The following is a 15,398-nucleotide window of genomic DNA, read 5'->3' on the forward strand; positions in this document are numbered from 1 at the left end:
CGTCGAAGTTCTCCAGCTGGTGTGTCACCTGGATCAGGGTGACGCCCGAAGCGTGGACCCTCCGCAGGACCTCCTCCACCTCCAGGCGCCCCTCCGGGTCCAGCATCGAGGTCGGCTCGTCCAGGATCAGGCAGCGCACGCGGGCGGCCAGCGCGCCGGCCAACGCGACGCGCTGCTTCTCCCCGCCCGACAGGGCGGAAACCATCGCCCTGCGCTTGTGCCGCATCCCGACCCTCTCAAGGGCCCAGTCCACGCGGGCCTGAATCTCCTGCGGGGGCAGGCCCTGATTCTCCGGAGCAAAGGCCGCGTCGTCCTCCACCACCGCCCCGACGATCTGGTTCTCCGGGTCCTGAAAGACGACCCCCACCAGCCCCCGCAGTTCCCGGAAGGGGAGGTCCTGCGCGTCACGTCCGGATATAAAACAGGCGCCCCGCGATGGAACCTGCAGGGCGCCCATGATCTTGACGAGCGTCGATTTTCCGGACCCGTTGTGGCCCAGGACGGCGACCCGCTCGCCGCAGCCGACCCTGAGTGAGATGTCCTTAAGTGCCTGGCGCGCTCCGTCGTAGGAAAAGGAAACGGAGCGCAGCTCAAGCATGGGGGGACGGGAGGCCTTCGATCCGTTCAAGGCTCTCGGACGGCGCGCTTACTTCTCGATCAACTGGACGACGGCCATCTCGGAGCCGTCGCCCGCGCGGACGCCCAGCTTGACGATGCGGGTGTAGCCGCCCTTGTCGAAGGACATGTAGCGGGGAGCCACTTCTTTGAAGAGCTTCGTCGCGGCCTCCTTGTGGGGCATTCGGGAGAACACGACGCGAATGTCGTGCACCGAGCCGCCACGAGCGCGGGTGATGAGCTTCTCGGCAACGCGGCGAAGCTCCTTGGCACGGGTGACGGTGGTCCTGACCTGTCCGCTCAGGAACAGGCTGGCCGCCATGTTGCCCAGCATCGCCATCCTGTGGCTGCCGTATCGGCCGAGCGTTCTATGATCCACACGGTGTCTCATAGGTTAATCCTCCTTACCTGCTTTTTCCTTTTTCTCGCGCAGCTTTAACCCCGCGCTTTCCAGTTTTTCCTCAATCTCGGTCAGAGATATCTTGCCGAGGTTGCGGATCTTCAAGAGGTCCTCGCGGGATTTCTGAAGAAGATCCCCGATCGTCTGGACCCCTCCGCGCAGCAGGCAGTTCTCGCTGCGTATGGAGAGCTCCAGCTCGCGGACCGGCCTGGCAAGGAGCTCCTCGTTCCCCGCCGGCCCACTCCTCCTGTCCGCGCCCAGGTCCAGGTCGTAGACGCCGCTTCCGGACCCGTCCGCGCCGGCCTGGCCGACGCTGGCCACGATGTAGCCGAAGTACGTCTGAACGATCTGGGCCGCCTCGCCCACCGCCGCGTCCGGGGCGATGATCCCATTGGTCCAGACGTCCATCGCCAGCCGTTCAAAGTCGGTCCTCTGTCCGACCCGCGCCGCCTCCACCCGGTAGTTCACCCGGAGCACGGGGGAGAAGATCGCGTCCGTGAGCAGCGCGTCCAGGGGAAGATAGGCCGGCCTGGGGCGCTCGGCGGAGAGGTAACCCGTCCCCTGCTCGATGTAGAGCTCCATGCTGAGGTGGGCGCCCTCCTCCATGGTGCAGATCTTCGCGTCCGGGTCGATAAACTCGATCTCGCCGTTCTCCGGGATATCTCCGGCTGTCACGAGCCCCGCCCTCTCAACGTCCAGGGAGACCACGCGAACCTCCTTGCTCTTGGAGCGGACGGGGATGTGCTTCAGGTTCATCAGGATCTCCATCACGTCCTCCCGCACGCCAGGGACCGTGCTGAACTCGTGCAGCACCCCGTCGATGCGCACCGACGTGATCGCAGCGCCCCGGATCGAAGAGAGGAGCACCCTTCGAAGCGCATTTCCCAACGTCATTCCATACCCGCGTTCCAGGGGCTCCAGGTACAGGCGCCCGTAAGTCGGAGTGTTCTCCTCCAGCTTAAGCACCGGGCGCAAGATCTCCAAGGTTTCCAACATAGTTTACGCTCCTATTCTTCGCAGACGCCAAGGGCCGCATTCCATCGCGCCCATCAACTTCCAGCCGCTGATCAAGGGGCGCTGTTAGACGCGGCGTCTTTTCGGCGGCCGGCAGCCGTTGTGAGGAATGGGAGTCGTATCCTTGATGAGGTTGACCTGAAGTCCCGCCGCCTGCAGGGAACGAATCGCGGACTCACGGCCGGGGCCGGGGCCCTTGACGATGACGTCGATCTCCTGCACGCCGTGATCCTGAGCGCCCTTGGCCACCTGCTGGGCCACGATCTGCGCCGCGTAGGGGGTGGACTTGCGGGTCCCCTTGTAGCCCACGTTGCCGCCGCTGGACCAGGAGATGACGTTCCCCTCCTTGTCGCTGATGCAGAGGATCGTGTTGTTAAAGGTGGAGTAGATGTGAGCCACTCCATAGTTTATGTTCTTCTTCTCACGTTTCTTGCCCTTGCGGACTGCCGTTCTCTTCGCCACGCGAGTTTCGCCTCCTCTAAAAATTCCGTTCAGGCCCGGCCGCTACTTCGTGGCGACCTTCTTGTTGGCCACCGTGCGGCGCTTGCCCTTGCGCGTCCTTGCGTTCGTCTTCGTCTTCTGCCCGCGGACGGGAAGTCCCAGGCGATGCCGGAGCCCCCTGTAGCACCCGATGTCCATCAGGCGCTTGATGTTCATGCTGACCTCGCGGCGCAGGTCGCCCTCCACGACGTAGTGCTCCTCAATCTCGCGGCGCAGCTTCTGAGCGTCGTCCTCGCTGAGGTCCTTCACGCGGACGTCAGGGTTCACGCCCGTCGCCGCCAGTATCTTCCTGGCGGAGGGCACTCCGATGCCGAAGATATACGTCAAGGCAATCTCGATGCGCTTCTCGCGCGGAAGGTCCACACCTGAAATACGAGCCATTCGATTACCTCCTCACACCCTGGCGCTGCTTATGACGCGGGTTACGGCTGCAGATGACGTGAACGACGCCATGGCGGCGGATCACCCTGCAGAACTCACAGATCGGCTTGACCGACGGTTTAACCTTCATTGCTCCCACTCCTTGAAAAAACAAACTTAAAATAAGGTCAGCCCTTATTTATAGCGATATATGATCCTTCCCCGGCTCAAATCGTAGGGAGATACCTCGACCAGCACCCTGTCCCCAGGGAGGATGCGGATGAAGTGCATCCTCATCTTCCCCGAAACGTGCGCCAGAAGCTTGTGCCCGTTCTCCAGCTCCACGCGAAACATGGCGTTGGGGAGAGGTTCCGAGATCACTCCCTTAGCCTCGATGACTTCCTCTTTGCCGCCTGCGTTTGCCATATGCTGCCCTGCCTCTCCGTTCTGAAATCTCAATCTAAGCGCATCCCGAGCCCTGCGAGAATCTGGCAGAAGCGGCCTCGGTCGATGTTCTTACCCGCCTCTATCAAAGCGACCAACTCCGCCGCACACTGCGGCGTCACCTGAACATGCCTTGGATTCTTCTTCTTGGGCTGCAGAACATTGAACCGCTCCGCATCCGCCAAAGCCAGTCGATTTCCGTCTAAGAAACCCACGACCACATAAAGCCTGCCTCGGTCCTTTCCCTTTGTGGATCGGACCACCTGCCCAAGACGGCAGGGAACGGGGTCCGGGCCTAACGGCCCATCCGGCTTGTCCATGGGGTCAATATCTCTGGTCCGTCGTCCAGGATGACGATGGACCGCTCAAAATGCGCCGCGTCAGAACCGTCGGCAGTGAGGACCGTCCAGCCGTTTTCGCCCACCCGGACCGCCTCGCGCCCCGACATGATCATGGGCTCGATGGCCAGGGTCATCCCCTTCTGCAGCATGACGCCGCGTCCCGGACGCCCGAAATTGGGGACCTGCGGGGCCTCGTGCAGCTTTTGCCCCACCCCGTGTCCCGTGTAGTCCCGGACGATGCCGTACTTCAGGGGCACGGCGTAGGACTCCACCGCATAGCCGATATCGCCCACTGTCTTTCCCACCCTGGCCGCCTCGATGGCCCTGTTCAGGGAGGTTTCCGTCACCTCCAGGAGCTTTTGACGCTCCGGGCTGATGGCTCCCACCGGGTAGGTGCAGGCCGCGTCCCCGAAGTAGCCGTTCAGGCAGACCCCCACGTCGATGCTGAGGATGTCCCCCTCCTCGAGCTTCCGCTCATCCGAGGGGATGCCGTGTACGATCTCGTCGTTGATAGAGGCGCAGACGATCCCCGGAAAGGGAGGCGTACTGCTCGTCATCCGATACCCCTTGAAGGCGGCCGTTCCGCCGCAGGCGCTGATGTGCTCGCCCGCGATGCGGTCCAGCTCTCCCGTGGAGATGCCGGGACGGACCACCGTGCCGATGTGGTCCAGGATATCCGCCACAACCCTGCCCGCCTTGCGCAGCAGGTCGATCTCGTCGGGGGTCTTAAGGTGCAGCATGCCGGTTCAACGCAGCCTTTACCCCTGCGTAGATGGTTTCCGGGTCGCTCGATGCGTCGATCTCGGAGAGGAGCCCCCGGTCCCGATACCAGGCGATCAGGGGTTCCGTCTGCTCGTGAAAGACCTTGAGCCTGTTGCGGATCACCGCCTCCTGGTCGTCGTCCCTCTGATGGAGCTCGCCGCCGCAGGAGGGGCACTTCGCGCTGACGGCCCCGCCCATCGTGAGGAGGTTGAAGATCCCCCCGCAGGAGCGGCAGGTCCTCCGGTTGGAGAGGCGGCGGACGAGGGCTTCGTCGTCGATGGAGAACAGGAGCACTGCGTCTAGCTTCGCGTGGTGCTCCGTCAGGAAGGACTCCAGGAACTCCGCCTGGGGCACCGTCCTGGGGAAGCCGTCCAAGAGGAAGCCCTCCGTCGCGTCGGGCTCCAGGAGCCGGGAGGACACCATCTTCAGGACGAGGTCGTCCGGCACCAGGGCACCCTGGTCCATGAACTTCTTCGCCTCCAGCCCAAGGGGCGTCCTATCCCCCAGGTTCTTCCTGAAGATGTCCCCCGTCGAAACGTGGACGCACGCCTCCCGCTCCTTCAGCAGGGCGGCCTGCGTCCCCTTGCCGGCGCCGGGAGCGCCTAAAAGGACTAGTCGCATCTCGTCCCGCCCCCTACATGCGAAGCAGGCTTCCGGCCTTTCCGCCGGACTTCTTCAGGATTCCGTCGTAGTGGCGCATCAGGAGCTGGGCCTCGATCTGGTTGATCGTGTCCAGGGCGACGCCCACCACGATCAGGACCGCCGTCCCGCCGAAGTAGAAGCTCCGGGTCCCCACGATGGAGGTCATCACGTTGGGGATGATGGCGACGATCGCCAGGAAGATGCCCCCCGCCATGGTGATGCGCTCCATCACGCGGCTGATGTAGTCCGACGTCGGCTGCCCCGGACGGATGCCCAGGATGAAGCCGCCGTACTTCTTCATGTTCGAGGCGATGTCCGTCGGGTTGAAGACCACCGCCGTGTAGAAGTAGGAGAAGAAGACGACCAGCACGACGTAGCAGAGCGTGTAGAAGGAGAATATCCTGCCCGCCGCAAAGAGGTCACGGATAAAGGCCCCAACGGAACTGTCGCTGAAGAAGTTGGCGATGGTGTAGGGGAAGATCAGGATGGAGGAGGCGAAGATGATAGGGATGACCCCCGCCTGGTTGATCTTCAAGGGGATGAAGGTGCTCTGTCCGCCGTAGACCTTGTTTCCCACGACGCGCTTGGCGTACTGCACCGGAAGGCGGCGCTGCCCCTCCTGCAGCAGGATGCATCCCGCCACCACGACGATCATCAGCGCGAGCCCCGCAAGGAGCGCCAGGAAGTTCATCTCGCCGAGGCGCAGCATCGTCCCCACGCGGATGAAGGCCTCCGGAATACGAGCGACGATGCCGGCGAAGATCAGGAGGGAGATGCCGTTGCCGATCCCGTGGTCCGAGAGCTCCTCGCCCAGCCACATCACCGCCAGGGACCCGGCCGTGAGGGTGGTGACGATCATGAAGGCGTCCCCCAGTGTGCCTGAGAATATCCCCTGGTTGCCGATCCACGCCGTCATGCCCACGGCCTGCACGACCGCAAAGACGATCGAGCCGTACCGCGTCCACTGGATGAGCTTCTTGCGGCCGTCCGCGCTGTCCTTCTGCATCTTTTCCAGGGCGGGGAAGATCACCACGAGGAGCTGCATCACGATGCTCGAGTTGATGTAGGGTGCCACGCCAAGGGAGAAGATGCTGAACTGGCTCAGCGCGCCGCCGGAGAAGAGGTTCAGGAAGTCCATCACACCGCCCCCGACGCTGTTGAAGAGGTTCGCCATGGCGGCGGTGTCAACTCCCGGCGTTGGGATGTGAGCCCCAAGCCGGAAGATGAAGAGGATGCCGAGGGTGAAGAGGAGGCGTCTTTTCAGGTCAGGCAGTTTGAAGGCGTCGCCGAGAGACCCGAACACGTCAGATCACCTCAGCCTTCCCGCCAGCCGCCTTGATCTTTTCCTCCGCACCCTTGCTGAAGGCGTTCGCCCTCACGGTGAGGGCCTTGTGCAAGTCCCCCTTCGCCAGAACCTTGACGGGAAGGGAGGCGTCCGAGATCAGGCCCGCCCTCAGGAGGGTATCGGGAGTGACCTCCTGGCCGGCCTCGAACTTGTCCTCGATGGACCCGATGTTGACGATGTGATAGGTCCGTGCAAAGCGGGCGTTGTTGAAGCCGCGCTTGGGCGTCCGCCTCACGAGGGGCATCTGGCCGCCCTCAAACCCCGGACGAACGCCGCCGCCCGTGCGCGCCTTGTGTCCCTTGTTGCCCTTGCCGGAGGTCTTGCCCGTCCCGCTGCCGATGCCCTGCCCCAGGCGCTTCGCCTTGGTGCGGGAGTTCGGTGCGGGCCTGAGATCATGAAGGTTCATACCCGTCCTCCTCCTCAGTCTTCCACAGTCCAGACCACAAGGTGCCGGACGTGCTCAATCATGCCGCGGATCTGCGGGGTGTCCTCGTGCTCCACCGTGGACTGCAACTTCTTGAAGCCAAGGGCCTTGATCGTCCGCTTCTGACGCTCCGCGAAACCGATGGCGCTCTTGACCCATTTGACCTTAATCTTAGCCATGGTCAACCCTCCTAATCCGCGGAGACGGACGCCGGCTCCGCCACCTTCTTGCCGCGAAGCTTATAGATCTCGTCCGCCGTCCGGGTCTCCTTGATCGCCTCAAGGGTGGCCCAGGCCACGTTGATGGAGTTGGAGGTCCGCCCCACCACCTTGGTGACGACGTCCTTCACCCCTCCGAGCTCCATGATGGCGCGCACCACTCCGCCCGCGATGACTCCCGTTCCGGCGGGTGCGGGCTTGAGGAGGACCTTCGCCGCGCCGAAGCACCCGGTGACGGGGTGCGGCATCGTGTCGCCGTTCCTGCGGATGGCGACGAGCTCCTTGCTGGCCTTCTCGATCCCCTTGCGCACGGCCTCGGCGATCTCCTTGGCCTTGCCAATTCCAGCCCCGACGTAGCGGTCGCCGTCGCCCACCACCACGAGGACCGCGAACTTAAAGCGCTTTCCGCCCTTGACGACCTTGCTGACGCGATTTATGGCGACAACGCGCTCCTTGAGGTCCAGTGATTTAGCATCGATTCGCTTTTTGATCATGTTCAGCCTGCTCTCCTGATCCTAAAACTTAAGGCCGGCCTCGCGCGCCGCGTCAGCCAGGGCTTTGACCTTGCCATGATACTGATGCCCGCCGCGATCAAAGACCACCGTTTCGATCCCCTTCGCCTTCGCGCGCTCCGCGGCCAGCCTGCCGACGACCTTGGCAGCCTCCACGTTGCAGGTCCCCTTGAGCTCACCCCTCAGGGACTTCTCAAGGGTGGAAACGGAGGCCAGAGTACGTCCCAGGTCGTCGTCGATGATCTGAACATAAAGGTGGTTCAGGCTGTGGAAAACGGCCATCCGCGGCTTCTCTGCCGTGCCGGCCAACGTGCGGCGCAGCCTCTCATGCCGCACAATGCGCATATCGTTTCTGCTTCGTTTTCTCATCTTCTGCGCTCCCTAGCTACTTCGCACCCGTTTTTCCGGCCTTGCGGATGATGTGCTCGTTCTCAAAGCGGATGCCCTTGCCGTGATAGGGCTCCGGCGGGCGATACTGACGCAGGAGCGCACAGGTCTGCCCCACCAGCTCCTTATCGATCCCCTTGACGACGATCTTGATCGGGTTCTCCACCACGATCTCGACGCCACTCGGAGGGGTGAACTCGACGTTATGCGAAAAGCCCAGGTTCATGACCAGCTTCTTGCCCTGCAGCTGAGCCCTCCAGCCGACGCCCACGATCTCCATCGTCCTCTGAAAGCCCTCGGTCACCCCGGTGACCATGTTCGCGATCAGGGCACGGGTCATGCCGTGCCACGCACAGGTCTGCTTGTCGTCGCCCGATCGGGTGACGTGCACCTTCTCGCCCTCAACGTCCACGGCGATGCCCGGCATCAGGGGCGCGAAGAGCTCGCCTTTGGGGCCCTTGACTGCGATCTTATCTCCCTTGACGGAGACCGCGGCTCCCTTGGGCAGGACCACCGCTTTTCGTCCAATACGAGACATAGAGAAGCCCCCTTACCACACGTAGCACAGGACTTCGCCGCCGAGGCCCAGCTTCATGGCCTCGGTGCCGGTCTTGAGCCCCTGAGAGGTGGAGAGGATCGCGAGCCCCAGGCCGCCCATGACGACCGGAAGCTTGTCCTTCCCCACGTAGAGGCGTCGGCCGGGCTTGCTGATGCGGCGCAGCCCCTGGATCACCCGCTCACGCTCCGGCCCGTAGGAGAGGAAGATGCGGATGGAGGCGTAGGGCTTCTTCGGATCGGTGATCGTCTTGACGTTCTTGATGTACCCCTCGTCCTTCAGGATCCTGGCGATGGCCAGTTTCATCTTGCTTGCGGGAACATCCACGCTTTCGCTGTAAATCATGTTCGCGTTGCGCACCCTCGTGAGCATATCCGCGATAGGATCGTTAACGTACATTCCGTTGCCCCCTTAGGCTACCAGCTCGACTTGACAACGCCGGGTATTCTGCCCTCGCGGGCAAGCTTGCGGAAGCAGCAGCGGCACATATCAAACATGCGCATATATCCGTGGATTCTGCCGCAGAGCGGGCAGCGGTTGTGCTGCCGAACCTCAAACTTGGGGGGCAGCTTTGCCTTGTACTTCAACGCTTTCCTTGCCATTTCAGATCGTGCCCCCTCTTTAGCGGTTGTTGAAGGGCATTCCCATGCCCTTGAGGAGCGCATGGGCCTCCTCGTCCGTGGACGCGCTCGTTACGATGGAAACGTTCATGCCCCTTGAGCGGATCACCTTGTCGTAGCTGATCTCCGGAAAGATCAGCTGCTCCCGAAGGCCGAGGTTGTAATTGCCGCGCCCGTCAAAGCCCCTGCGGGAAACCCCCTGGAAGTCCTTGATGCTGGGCAGCGCGAGGGAGATGAGGCGGTCCAGGAACTCCCACATGCGATTTCCCCTGAGCGTCACCGAGCAGGCCACGGGCATCCCCTCGCGGACCTTGAAGCCCGCAACGGACTTCTTGGCGCGCTTCAGGAGGGGCTGCTGGCCCGTGATGGCGCGGAGCTCCGCAATGGCGGCATCCATGAACTTGATGTCCAGCTTCGCGTCGCCCACCCCGATGTTCACGACGACCTTCTCGACCCTGGGGAGCTGCATGACGTTCTTGTATCCAAACTCCTTAAGCAGGGCGGGAGAGATCTCCTTCTTGTATTTTTCCAACATGCGCGGAACCATTTCTAACTCCTCCCCACTCAGGCCTTGTCGATGATCTCACTGCACTTTTTGCAGACTCGAACCTTCTTGCCGCTCTCCAGGAAGGAGGAGCCCACGCGCACCGCTGCGCCGCAATGGGGACAGACCAGCATGACCTTCGAGGCGTAGATGGGCGCCTCCTGCTTGTGGATTCCGGACTGGGGGTTCTTCTGGGTCGGGCGCACGTGACGCGAAACCAGGTTCACGCCCTCCACCACCACCAGATCACAGTCCGGGATGCGGCGCAGGATCTTGCCCTCTTTCCCCTTGTCCTTGCCGGATATCACGCGCACCCGGTCGTTTTTCTTAAGCCTTACAGACATAATGGCACAGCCTCCTAAACCACTTCAGGCGCAAGCGAGAGGATGCGCATGTACTTCTTGGCGCGCAGCTCTCTGCCGACGGGCCCGAAGATGCGCGTGCCCTTGGGCTCGCCGTTGGCGTCGATGATCACTGCCGCGTTGTCGTCGAAACGGACGTAGGAGCCGTCGCGGCGACGAACCTCCTTGCGGGTCCGAACGATCACGGCCTTGACGACCGATCCCTTCGCGATGTTGCTGTTGGGGATGGCCTCCCTCACCGAGGCGACGATGACGTCGCCGATCGTGCCCCACTTGCGCTTGCTGCCTCCCATGACCTGAATGCAGAACAGCTTCCGCGCGCCCGAATTGTCAGCAACGTTCAGTACTGTCGTCAGCTGAATCATAAGTTACTCCTCTCCGGGCGTATCAGAATCGAAGACGGGAGCACGCCGCGTGACCTCAACCAGTTCCCATCTCTTCGTCTTGCTCAGGGGCCGGGTTTCGCGAATGCGAACCTCGTCGCCCACCCGGCAGGTGTTCTCCGCGTCGTGCGCCACGTACTTCTTCGCGCGGCGGATCCGCTTCCCGTAGAGAGGGTGCTCCGCGAGGCGGGAAACCTTAACCACAACCGTCTTGTCCATCTTGTTGCTCACGACAATTCCCACGCGGACCTTGCGGTGCACGGGAGCTGTCTCCTTATAAGGCTCCATGGAAACCTACCTCCTGGCGGCATCTGAGGCCATCGCCTGGCGTTTTTCCCCCGCGATGGTCAGCACTCTGGCTATAGTCTTGCGAACGTCACGGATGCGGCTCGTGTTCTTGAGCTGCCCGACTGCGTTCTGAAAACGAAGGTTGAAGAGCTCCTCCTTGTACTGGCTGTACTTCTCCTGAAGCTCATCCAGCGTGAGTTCGCGAAGTTTCGTCGCATCCATCAGTTTTCACCACCCATGCCTTCCCGTGATACAATGCGCACCTTTACGGGCAGTTTGTGCGAGGCCGTTCTGAAGGCTTCCGCCGCGAGCTCAGGAGAGATCCCTGAGAACTCGAAGAGCACGCGGCCCCGCTTGACGGCAGCAACCCAGAACTCAGGAGCGCCCTTTCCCTTTCCCATACGGGTTTCGAGGGGCTTCTTCGTGTAGGGGCGATCCGGAAAAACCCGAATCCATATCTTGCCGCCCTTCTTCATCTTTCGGGAGATGGCGACGCGCGTCGCCTCGATCTGCCGCGCTGTAAGCCACACGTTCTCAAGCGCCTGAATCCCCCAGTCGCCAAAGGCGATCGTGGTGCCTCCCTTGGAGACGCCGCGCAGCGGGGACCTGTGCGACTTACGGTATTTGACTCTGCTGGGCATAAGCATAAAGAACTACCCCCTTGCCTTGTCGCGATCGCGGCGCGACCCGCGCATCATCATGGGACGCTCGTGCTCGCGGTCGCGGTAGATCCAGATCTTGCAGCCGATCACGCCGTACATCGTCCGGGCCTCGGCGAAGCCGTAATCGATGTCCGCCTTGATCGTGGAGAGAGGAAGACGCCCCTCGTTGTACCACTCCGTGCGCGCGATCTCCGCGCCGCCAAGGCGCCCCGCCACTTGGGCCTTGATCCCAAGGACGCCCGCCTTCGTCGCCCGGAAGATGGCCTGCTTCATGGCCCTGCGGAAGGAAACGCGGCGCTCCAGGGCGGAGGCGATGCTCTCCGAAACCAGCTGAGCCTCCACGTCGGGGTTCTTCAACTCATGGACGTTCACCATCACCTTGCCGCCGGTCATGGCCTGAAGCTCGTCCTTGATCGTCTGGATCTCCGTGCCGCCCTTGCCGATCACGACGCCGGGACGTGCCGTCCAGATCGTGAAACGAATCACGTGCCCCACGCGCTCGATCTCGACGCGGGAGATGGCAGCCCCCTCCCACTTCTTCATGATCCAGTCATGAAGCCTGAGGTCCTCATGGAGCTTTGCAGCGTACTCCTTGCGCCCCGCGTACCATTTGGACTGCCAGTCCGAGGCGACACCAAGCCTGTATCCTACGGGATGAACCTTCTGTCCCACGAATAAACCCTCCTAACGTTCCGCAACCGTAACGGTCACATGGGATGTGCGATGCACATAAGGATGAGCGCGCCCCATGGAGACGGGACGAAAGCGCTTCATCACGGGTCCCTGGTCCGCGAAGGCCGTGAGGACGTACAGCTTATCCATATCCATCCCGTAGTTGTGCTCTGCGTTCGCCACCGCGCTCTGCAGGACCTTGTACACGATCCGCGCAGCCTTCTGGGGGCTGAAGCGAAGGATCGTGAGGGCCTCCTCGGCGCCCTTGCCGCGAATCAGGGTGAGAACCTGCCTCACCTTCGTCGGGGCGATTCGGGCCTGGCGAGCCATGGCCCTTGCTATCGTCTTAGCTTCCATCAGCGGCCCCCTCCTACTTAACGCCCTTGGCGACGCGCTCCTGGCCGGCATGGCGTGCGGACTTGCGCGTCGGGGCAAACTCCCCCAGCTTGTGCCCCACCATGTTTTCGCTGATGTACACCGGCAGGTGCATCCGGCCGTTGTGCACGGCGATGGTGTGCCCGATCATCTGGGGGACCACCGTGGAGCGACGGGACCAGGTCTTGATGACCTTCTTGTTTCCCGATATGTTCATATCCTCAATTCTAGCCAGGAGCCTCTGTTCAATGAAAGGTCCCTTTTTAGTAGAACGAGCCATCCTCTAACGTCCTCCTCGTCTGTTACTTATCGTAACGGCGACGCACGATCAGCCTGTCGGAGGCCTTGTGTTTGCGCGTACGATATCCCTTAGCCGGCGTACCCCAAGGAGAAACGGGATGCTTGTTGCTCTTGCTCTTTCCCTCGCCGCCGCCCAACGGGTGGTCCACCGGGTTCATCACCATGCCGCGGACGGAGGAACGACGGCCGCTCCAGCGGGTCTTCCCCGCCTTGCCCAGGGAGATGTTTTCATACTCCTCGTTTCCGACCTGCCCCACCGTGGCCATGCACTCCAGGAGGAAGAGGCGGAGCTCGCCGCTCGGCATGCGGAGGTAGGCGTACTTCCCCTCCTTGGCCATGAGCTGCGCGGAGGTCCCCGCGGAGCGGACCAGCTTCGCGCCGTGGCCCGGCTGAAGCTCAAGGTTGTGAACGATGGCGCCCACCGGAATGTCCTTCAGCTTCAGGGCGTTACCCGGCGTGATGTCCGCCTCCGGACCGGCCAGGATCGTGTCCCCCACCTTCAGCCCCTTGGGGAGAAGGATGTAGCGCTTCTCGCCGTCCAAGTAGTGAATCAGGGCGATGCGGGCGTTGCGGTTGGGATCGTACTCGATCGTCGCCACCTTGCCGGGGACGCCGATCTTGTCGCGGCGAAAGTCGATGATGCGGTAGGTGCGCTTGTGACCGCCGCCGATGTGGCGCATCGTGATGCGCCCCGTGTTGTTGCGTCCGCCGTGCTTGCGCAGCTCGCAGGTCAGGGAGCGCTCCGGCTTGTCCGCCGTGATGTCCTCACGCCCCTGAATGGTCATCTGACGGCGGCCAGGGGTATAGGGTTTGAACTGTTTGATTGACATATCGACTTACCCCTTTCTAGATCGAAGCGCCCTCGAAGAACTCGATGCGCTGCCCCTGGGGGAGGGATACGATCGCCTTTTTCCAGGAGCGCGTCCTGCCAATGGAAGCGCCCATGCGCTTGGGCTTGCTCTTGACGTTGATGGTGTTGACGCTCAAGACCTTGACCTTGAAGGCCTCCTCGACCGCGTTACGGATCTGAATCTTGTTCACGTCCCGGCGGACCTCAAAGGTGTACTTGTTGAGCTCCATCAAAGCGCTGCTCTTCTCCGTGATGACGGGGCGAATAATGATATCGTGAGCTGAAAGACTCATCTCGCGTAAACCTCCTCAAGGCGGGCGACGACCTCCGGAGTCACGACCAGCGTCCTGGAGTTCAGAAGATCGTAAACGTTGATGCTCGCAACGTTCAGATACCTGGCTCCGGGGATGTTCCGGACGGAGCGGGCCACGTTCTCGCCGTTGCCGCTATAGATCACGAGGGCCTTCTCGGCGCCGATGGCGTTCATGAAGCCCTTCATCGTCTTCGTTGAGGGGGCCTCCATCTCCATGCCCCGGACCACCAGCATCTGCGCGTCACGGACCTTCACGGAGAGGGCACTCAACAACGCCAGACGGCGAACCTTCTTGTTCACCTTCTGACTGTAGTCCCTCATCTTGGGGCCGTGAGCGACGCCGCCGTGGACCCAGAGGGGCGAACGGGTGCTCCCCTGACGGGCGCGGCCCGTGTGCTTCTGGCGCCAGGGCTTCTTGCCGCCGCCGCTGACGTCGCCGCGGGTCTTCACCGCGTGCGTCCCCTGGCGGCAGTTCGCGAGGTGCGCCACCACCACCTGGTGCATGACGGCAACGTTAATCGGCGCGCCGAACACCACCTCGGAGAGCTCCATCTCACCGGCGCTCTGGCCGCTAAAATCAACCACTTTAATCGTTGGCATAATCGGGTTACCTCCTTCCCCTTATCCCTTACTTTTTGTACAGGGCGACCAGGCCATCTTTAGCGCCCGGCACGGCCCCCTTGACAAGGAGGAGGTTGTTCTCCAGATCGACGGCCATCACCGTCAGGTTCTTGACCGTGACCTTGTCGCTTCCCATGTGTCCGGGCATCCTCTTCCCCGGAAACACGCGCCCGGGGTAGGAGATAGCGCCGCTTGAGCCGCCATGGCGGTGCTCCACCGAGGTTCCGTGGCTGAACTGCTGGCCGCCGAAGTGGTATCGCTTCATAACTCCGGCAAACCCCTTGCCCTTGCTGACTCCGCTGACGTCTACCTTCTCGCCCGCCTCAAACAAATCCACCCTGATTTCCTGCCCCACCTCGTAGCCCTCCGCCTTGTCGAGGCGGAACTCGCGAAGCGTCTTTTTGGGCTCGACCTTGTTCTTGTCGAACAGGCCCTTTACGGGTTTGGACAGCTTGTGGGGCTTCACGGCCCCAAAGCCGAGAAGAACGGCAGAGTATCCGTTCTGTTCGGGGGTTCGGACGGCCACGACCGGGCACGGGCCCGCCGCGATAACCGTCACCGCGACAGCCTGTCCCTCAGCGTCGAAAATCTGAGTCATGCCCATCTTCTTCCCCAGGATTCCTATACCCATCGTTTTCTCTCCTTTCAGCCTAAGCGCTTTCCGTCGGCTCCAGCCCCAGGGCTAGAGCTTTATCTGGATGTCCACTCCAGAGGAAAGATTAAGCTGCATCAACGCATCCATGGTCTTCTGCGTCGGTTCAATGATGTCGATGAGGCGCTTGTGCGTCCTCATCTCAAACTGCTCCCGAGCGTCCTTGTCCTTGTGGGGCGACTTCAGGATCGTCACCCGGCCGATCTCGGTGGGCAGCGGGATGGGGCCAGAAACC

Annotated in this window: 31 protein-coding genes; all 31 read right to left on the reverse strand. The window is 62.2% G+C overall.

Annotated elements, in window-relative coordinates; all coding sequences use genetic code 11:
• A partial coding sequence (locus Q0629_RS05690) for an ATP-binding cassette domain-containing protein (protein WP_298780037.1) occupies positions 1-628 on the reverse strand: 628 nt, incomplete at its 3' end.
• An 18-nt stretch (positions 629-646) separates the two neighbouring features.
• Entirely contained in the window at positions 647-1,006 is a 360-nt protein-coding gene (gene rplQ, locus Q0629_RS05695) for a 50S ribosomal protein L17 (protein ID WP_208872815.1), read from the reverse strand.
• Positions 1,007-1,009: 3 nt separating this feature from the next.
• Positions 1,010-2,011, reverse strand: a complete 1,002-nt coding sequence (locus Q0629_RS05700; RefSeq protein ID WP_298780042.1) for a DNA-directed RNA polymerase subunit alpha — start codon at positions 2,009-2,011, stop codon at positions 1,010-1,012.
• A gap of 84 nt (positions 2,012-2,095) precedes the next feature.
• Entirely contained in the window at positions 2,096-2,491 is a 396-nt protein-coding gene (rpsK, locus tag Q0629_RS05705; protein ID WP_208872817.1) for a 30S ribosomal protein S11, read from the reverse strand.
• A gap of 42 nt (positions 2,492-2,533) precedes the next feature.
• The gene (rpsM, locus tag Q0629_RS05710) at positions 2,534-2,911 is read right to left on the reverse strand and encodes a 30S ribosomal protein S13 (RefSeq protein ID WP_298780047.1); all 378 of its coding nucleotides are present in this window, start codon (positions 2,909-2,911) and stop codon (positions 2,534-2,536) included.
• Positions 2,912-2,915: 4 nt separating this feature from the next.
• Positions 2,916-3,041: a 50S ribosomal protein L36 gene (gene rpmJ, locus Q0629_RS05715; RefSeq protein WP_298780049.1), complete on the reverse strand. Its 126-nt coding sequence runs from the start codon at positions 3,039-3,041 to the stop codon at positions 2,916-2,918.
• A gap of 44 nt (positions 3,042-3,085) precedes the next feature.
• A complete protein-coding gene (gene infA / locus Q0629_RS05720) occupies positions 3,086-3,316 on the reverse strand; it encodes a translation initiation factor IF-1 (RefSeq protein ID WP_015556299.1) in 231 nt (76 codons plus the stop codon).
• Positions 3,317-3,629: 313 nt separating this feature from the next.
• Entirely contained in the window at positions 3,630-4,415 is a 786-nt protein-coding gene (gene map, locus Q0629_RS05725) for a type I methionyl aminopeptidase (protein ID WP_298780053.1), read from the reverse strand.
• Positions 4,402-5,058, reverse strand: a complete 657-nt coding sequence (locus Q0629_RS05730; RefSeq protein ID WP_298780055.1) for an adenylate kinase — start codon at positions 5,056-5,058, stop codon at positions 4,402-4,404. Before Q0629_RS05730 ends, map begins: the two co-directional genes overlap by 14 nt.
• A 13-nt stretch (positions 5,059-5,071) precedes the next feature.
• Positions 5,072-6,382: a preprotein translocase subunit SecY gene (secY, locus tag Q0629_RS05735; protein ID WP_298780057.1), complete on the reverse strand. Its 1,311-nt coding sequence runs from the start codon at positions 6,380-6,382 to the stop codon at positions 5,072-5,074.
• 1 nt (position 6,383) lies between these two features.
• Complete coding sequence (gene rplO / locus Q0629_RS05740) at positions 6,384-6,830, reverse strand: 50S ribosomal protein L15 (RefSeq protein WP_298780059.1); 447 nt, start codon at positions 6,828-6,830, stop codon at positions 6,384-6,386.
• Positions 6,831-6,844: 14 nt separating this feature from the next.
• Positions 6,845-7,027 carry a 50S ribosomal protein L30 gene (gene rpmD / locus Q0629_RS05745; protein ID WP_015556304.1) on the reverse strand — a complete coding sequence of 61 codons (183 nt, stop codon included), beginning with the start codon at positions 7,025-7,027 and terminating at the stop codon, positions 6,845-6,847.
• Positions 7,028-7,038: 11 nt separating this feature from the next.
• The gene (gene rpsE, locus Q0629_RS05750) at positions 7,039-7,560 is read right to left on the reverse strand and encodes a 30S ribosomal protein S5 (protein ID WP_298780061.1); all 522 of its coding nucleotides are present in this window, start codon (positions 7,558-7,560) and stop codon (positions 7,039-7,041) included.
• 21 nt (positions 7,561-7,581) lie between these two features.
• The gene (rplR, locus tag Q0629_RS05755) at positions 7,582-7,947 is read right to left on the reverse strand and encodes a 50S ribosomal protein L18 (protein ID WP_298780064.1); all 366 of its coding nucleotides are present in this window, start codon (positions 7,945-7,947) and stop codon (positions 7,582-7,584) included.
• Positions 7,948-7,963: 16 nt separating this feature from the next.
• Positions 7,964-8,503: a 50S ribosomal protein L6 gene (rplF, locus tag Q0629_RS05760; RefSeq protein WP_298780067.1), complete on the reverse strand. Its 540-nt coding sequence runs from the start codon at positions 8,501-8,503 to the stop codon at positions 7,964-7,966.
• A gap of 12 nt (positions 8,504-8,515) precedes the next feature.
• Complete coding sequence (gene rpsH / locus Q0629_RS05765) at positions 8,516-8,920, reverse strand: 30S ribosomal protein S8 (protein WP_298780069.1); 405 nt, start codon at positions 8,918-8,920, stop codon at positions 8,516-8,518.
• Between the two features lie 17 nt (positions 8,921-8,937).
• Positions 8,938-9,123, reverse strand: a complete 186-nt coding sequence (locus Q0629_RS05770) for a type Z 30S ribosomal protein S14 (RefSeq protein WP_015556307.1) — start codon at positions 9,121-9,123, stop codon at positions 8,938-8,940.
• Between the two features lie 19 nt (positions 9,124-9,142).
• Entirely contained in the window at positions 9,143-9,688 is a 546-nt protein-coding gene (gene rplE, locus Q0629_RS05775) for a 50S ribosomal protein L5 (RefSeq protein ID WP_298780077.1), read from the reverse strand.
• A gap of 17 nt (positions 9,689-9,705) precedes the next feature.
• Complete coding sequence (gene rplX, locus Q0629_RS05780) at positions 9,706-10,029, reverse strand: 50S ribosomal protein L24 (RefSeq protein WP_298780079.1); 324 nt, start codon at positions 10,027-10,029, stop codon at positions 9,706-9,708.
• A 14-nt stretch (positions 10,030-10,043) separates the two neighbouring features.
• Entirely contained in the window at positions 10,044-10,412 is a 369-nt protein-coding gene (gene rplN, locus Q0629_RS05785) for a 50S ribosomal protein L14 (protein ID WP_015556310.1), read from the reverse strand.
• Between the two features lie 3 nt (positions 10,413-10,415).
• Positions 10,416-10,718, reverse strand: a complete 303-nt coding sequence (gene rpsQ / locus Q0629_RS05790; RefSeq protein ID WP_298780084.1) for a 30S ribosomal protein S17 — start codon at positions 10,716-10,718, stop codon at positions 10,416-10,418.
• A 6-nt stretch (positions 10,719-10,724) separates the two neighbouring features.
• The gene (gene rpmC, locus Q0629_RS05795) at positions 10,725-10,940 is read right to left on the reverse strand and encodes a 50S ribosomal protein L29 (protein WP_015556312.1); all 216 of its coding nucleotides are present in this window, start codon (positions 10,938-10,940) and stop codon (positions 10,725-10,727) included.
• Entirely contained in the window at positions 10,940-11,365 is a 426-nt protein-coding gene (rplP, locus tag Q0629_RS05800) for a 50S ribosomal protein L16 (RefSeq protein ID WP_298780090.1), read from the reverse strand. Before rplP ends, rpmC begins: the two co-directional genes overlap by 1 nt.
• A gap of 6 nt (positions 11,366-11,371) precedes the next feature.
• Positions 11,372-12,052 carry a 30S ribosomal protein S3 gene (rpsC, locus tag Q0629_RS05805; RefSeq protein ID WP_208872829.1) on the reverse strand — a complete coding sequence of 227 codons (681 nt, stop codon included), beginning with the start codon at positions 12,050-12,052 and terminating at the stop codon, positions 11,372-11,374.
• A 12-nt stretch (positions 12,053-12,064) separates the two neighbouring features.
• On the reverse strand, positions 12,065-12,409 hold the full coding sequence (gene rplV, locus Q0629_RS05810; protein ID WP_298780094.1) for a 50S ribosomal protein L22: 345 nt from the start codon (positions 12,407-12,409) through the stop codon (positions 12,065-12,067).
• Positions 12,410-12,422: 13 nt separating this feature from the next.
• On the reverse strand, positions 12,423-12,707 hold the full coding sequence (rpsS, locus tag Q0629_RS05815) for a 30S ribosomal protein S19 (RefSeq protein ID WP_298780097.1): 285 nt from the start codon (positions 12,705-12,707) through the stop codon (positions 12,423-12,425).
• A 22-nt stretch (positions 12,708-12,729) separates the two neighbouring features.
• The gene (gene rplB / locus Q0629_RS05820) at positions 12,730-13,557 is read right to left on the reverse strand and encodes a 50S ribosomal protein L2 (RefSeq protein WP_298780100.1); all 828 of its coding nucleotides are present in this window, start codon (positions 13,555-13,557) and stop codon (positions 12,730-12,732) included.
• 16 nt (positions 13,558-13,573) lie between these two features.
• Complete coding sequence (gene rplW / locus Q0629_RS05825) at positions 13,574-13,870, reverse strand: 50S ribosomal protein L23 (RefSeq protein ID WP_298780102.1); 297 nt, start codon at positions 13,868-13,870, stop codon at positions 13,574-13,576.
• Positions 13,867-14,490, reverse strand: coding sequence for a 50S ribosomal protein L4 (gene rplD, locus Q0629_RS05830; protein ID WP_298780105.1), 624 nt, complete (start codon positions 14,488-14,490; stop codon positions 13,867-13,869). The genes rplW and rplD overlap by 4 nt, the downstream gene beginning before the upstream one ends.
• Before the next feature lie 28 nt (positions 14,491-14,518).
• Positions 14,519-15,142: a 50S ribosomal protein L3 gene (rplC, locus tag Q0629_RS05835; protein ID WP_298780107.1), complete on the reverse strand. Its 624-nt coding sequence runs from the start codon at positions 15,140-15,142 to the stop codon at positions 14,519-14,521.
• 51 nt (positions 15,143-15,193) lie between these two features.
• A partial coding sequence (rpsJ, locus tag Q0629_RS05840; RefSeq protein WP_298780110.1) for a 30S ribosomal protein S10 occupies positions 15,194-15,398 on the reverse strand: 205 nt, incomplete at its 5' end.

It is taken from the genome of uncultured Fretibacterium sp. (assembly GCF_938030725.1).
Classification (GTDB): domain Bacteria; phylum Synergistota; class Synergistia; order Synergistales; family Aminobacteriaceae; genus Fretibacterium.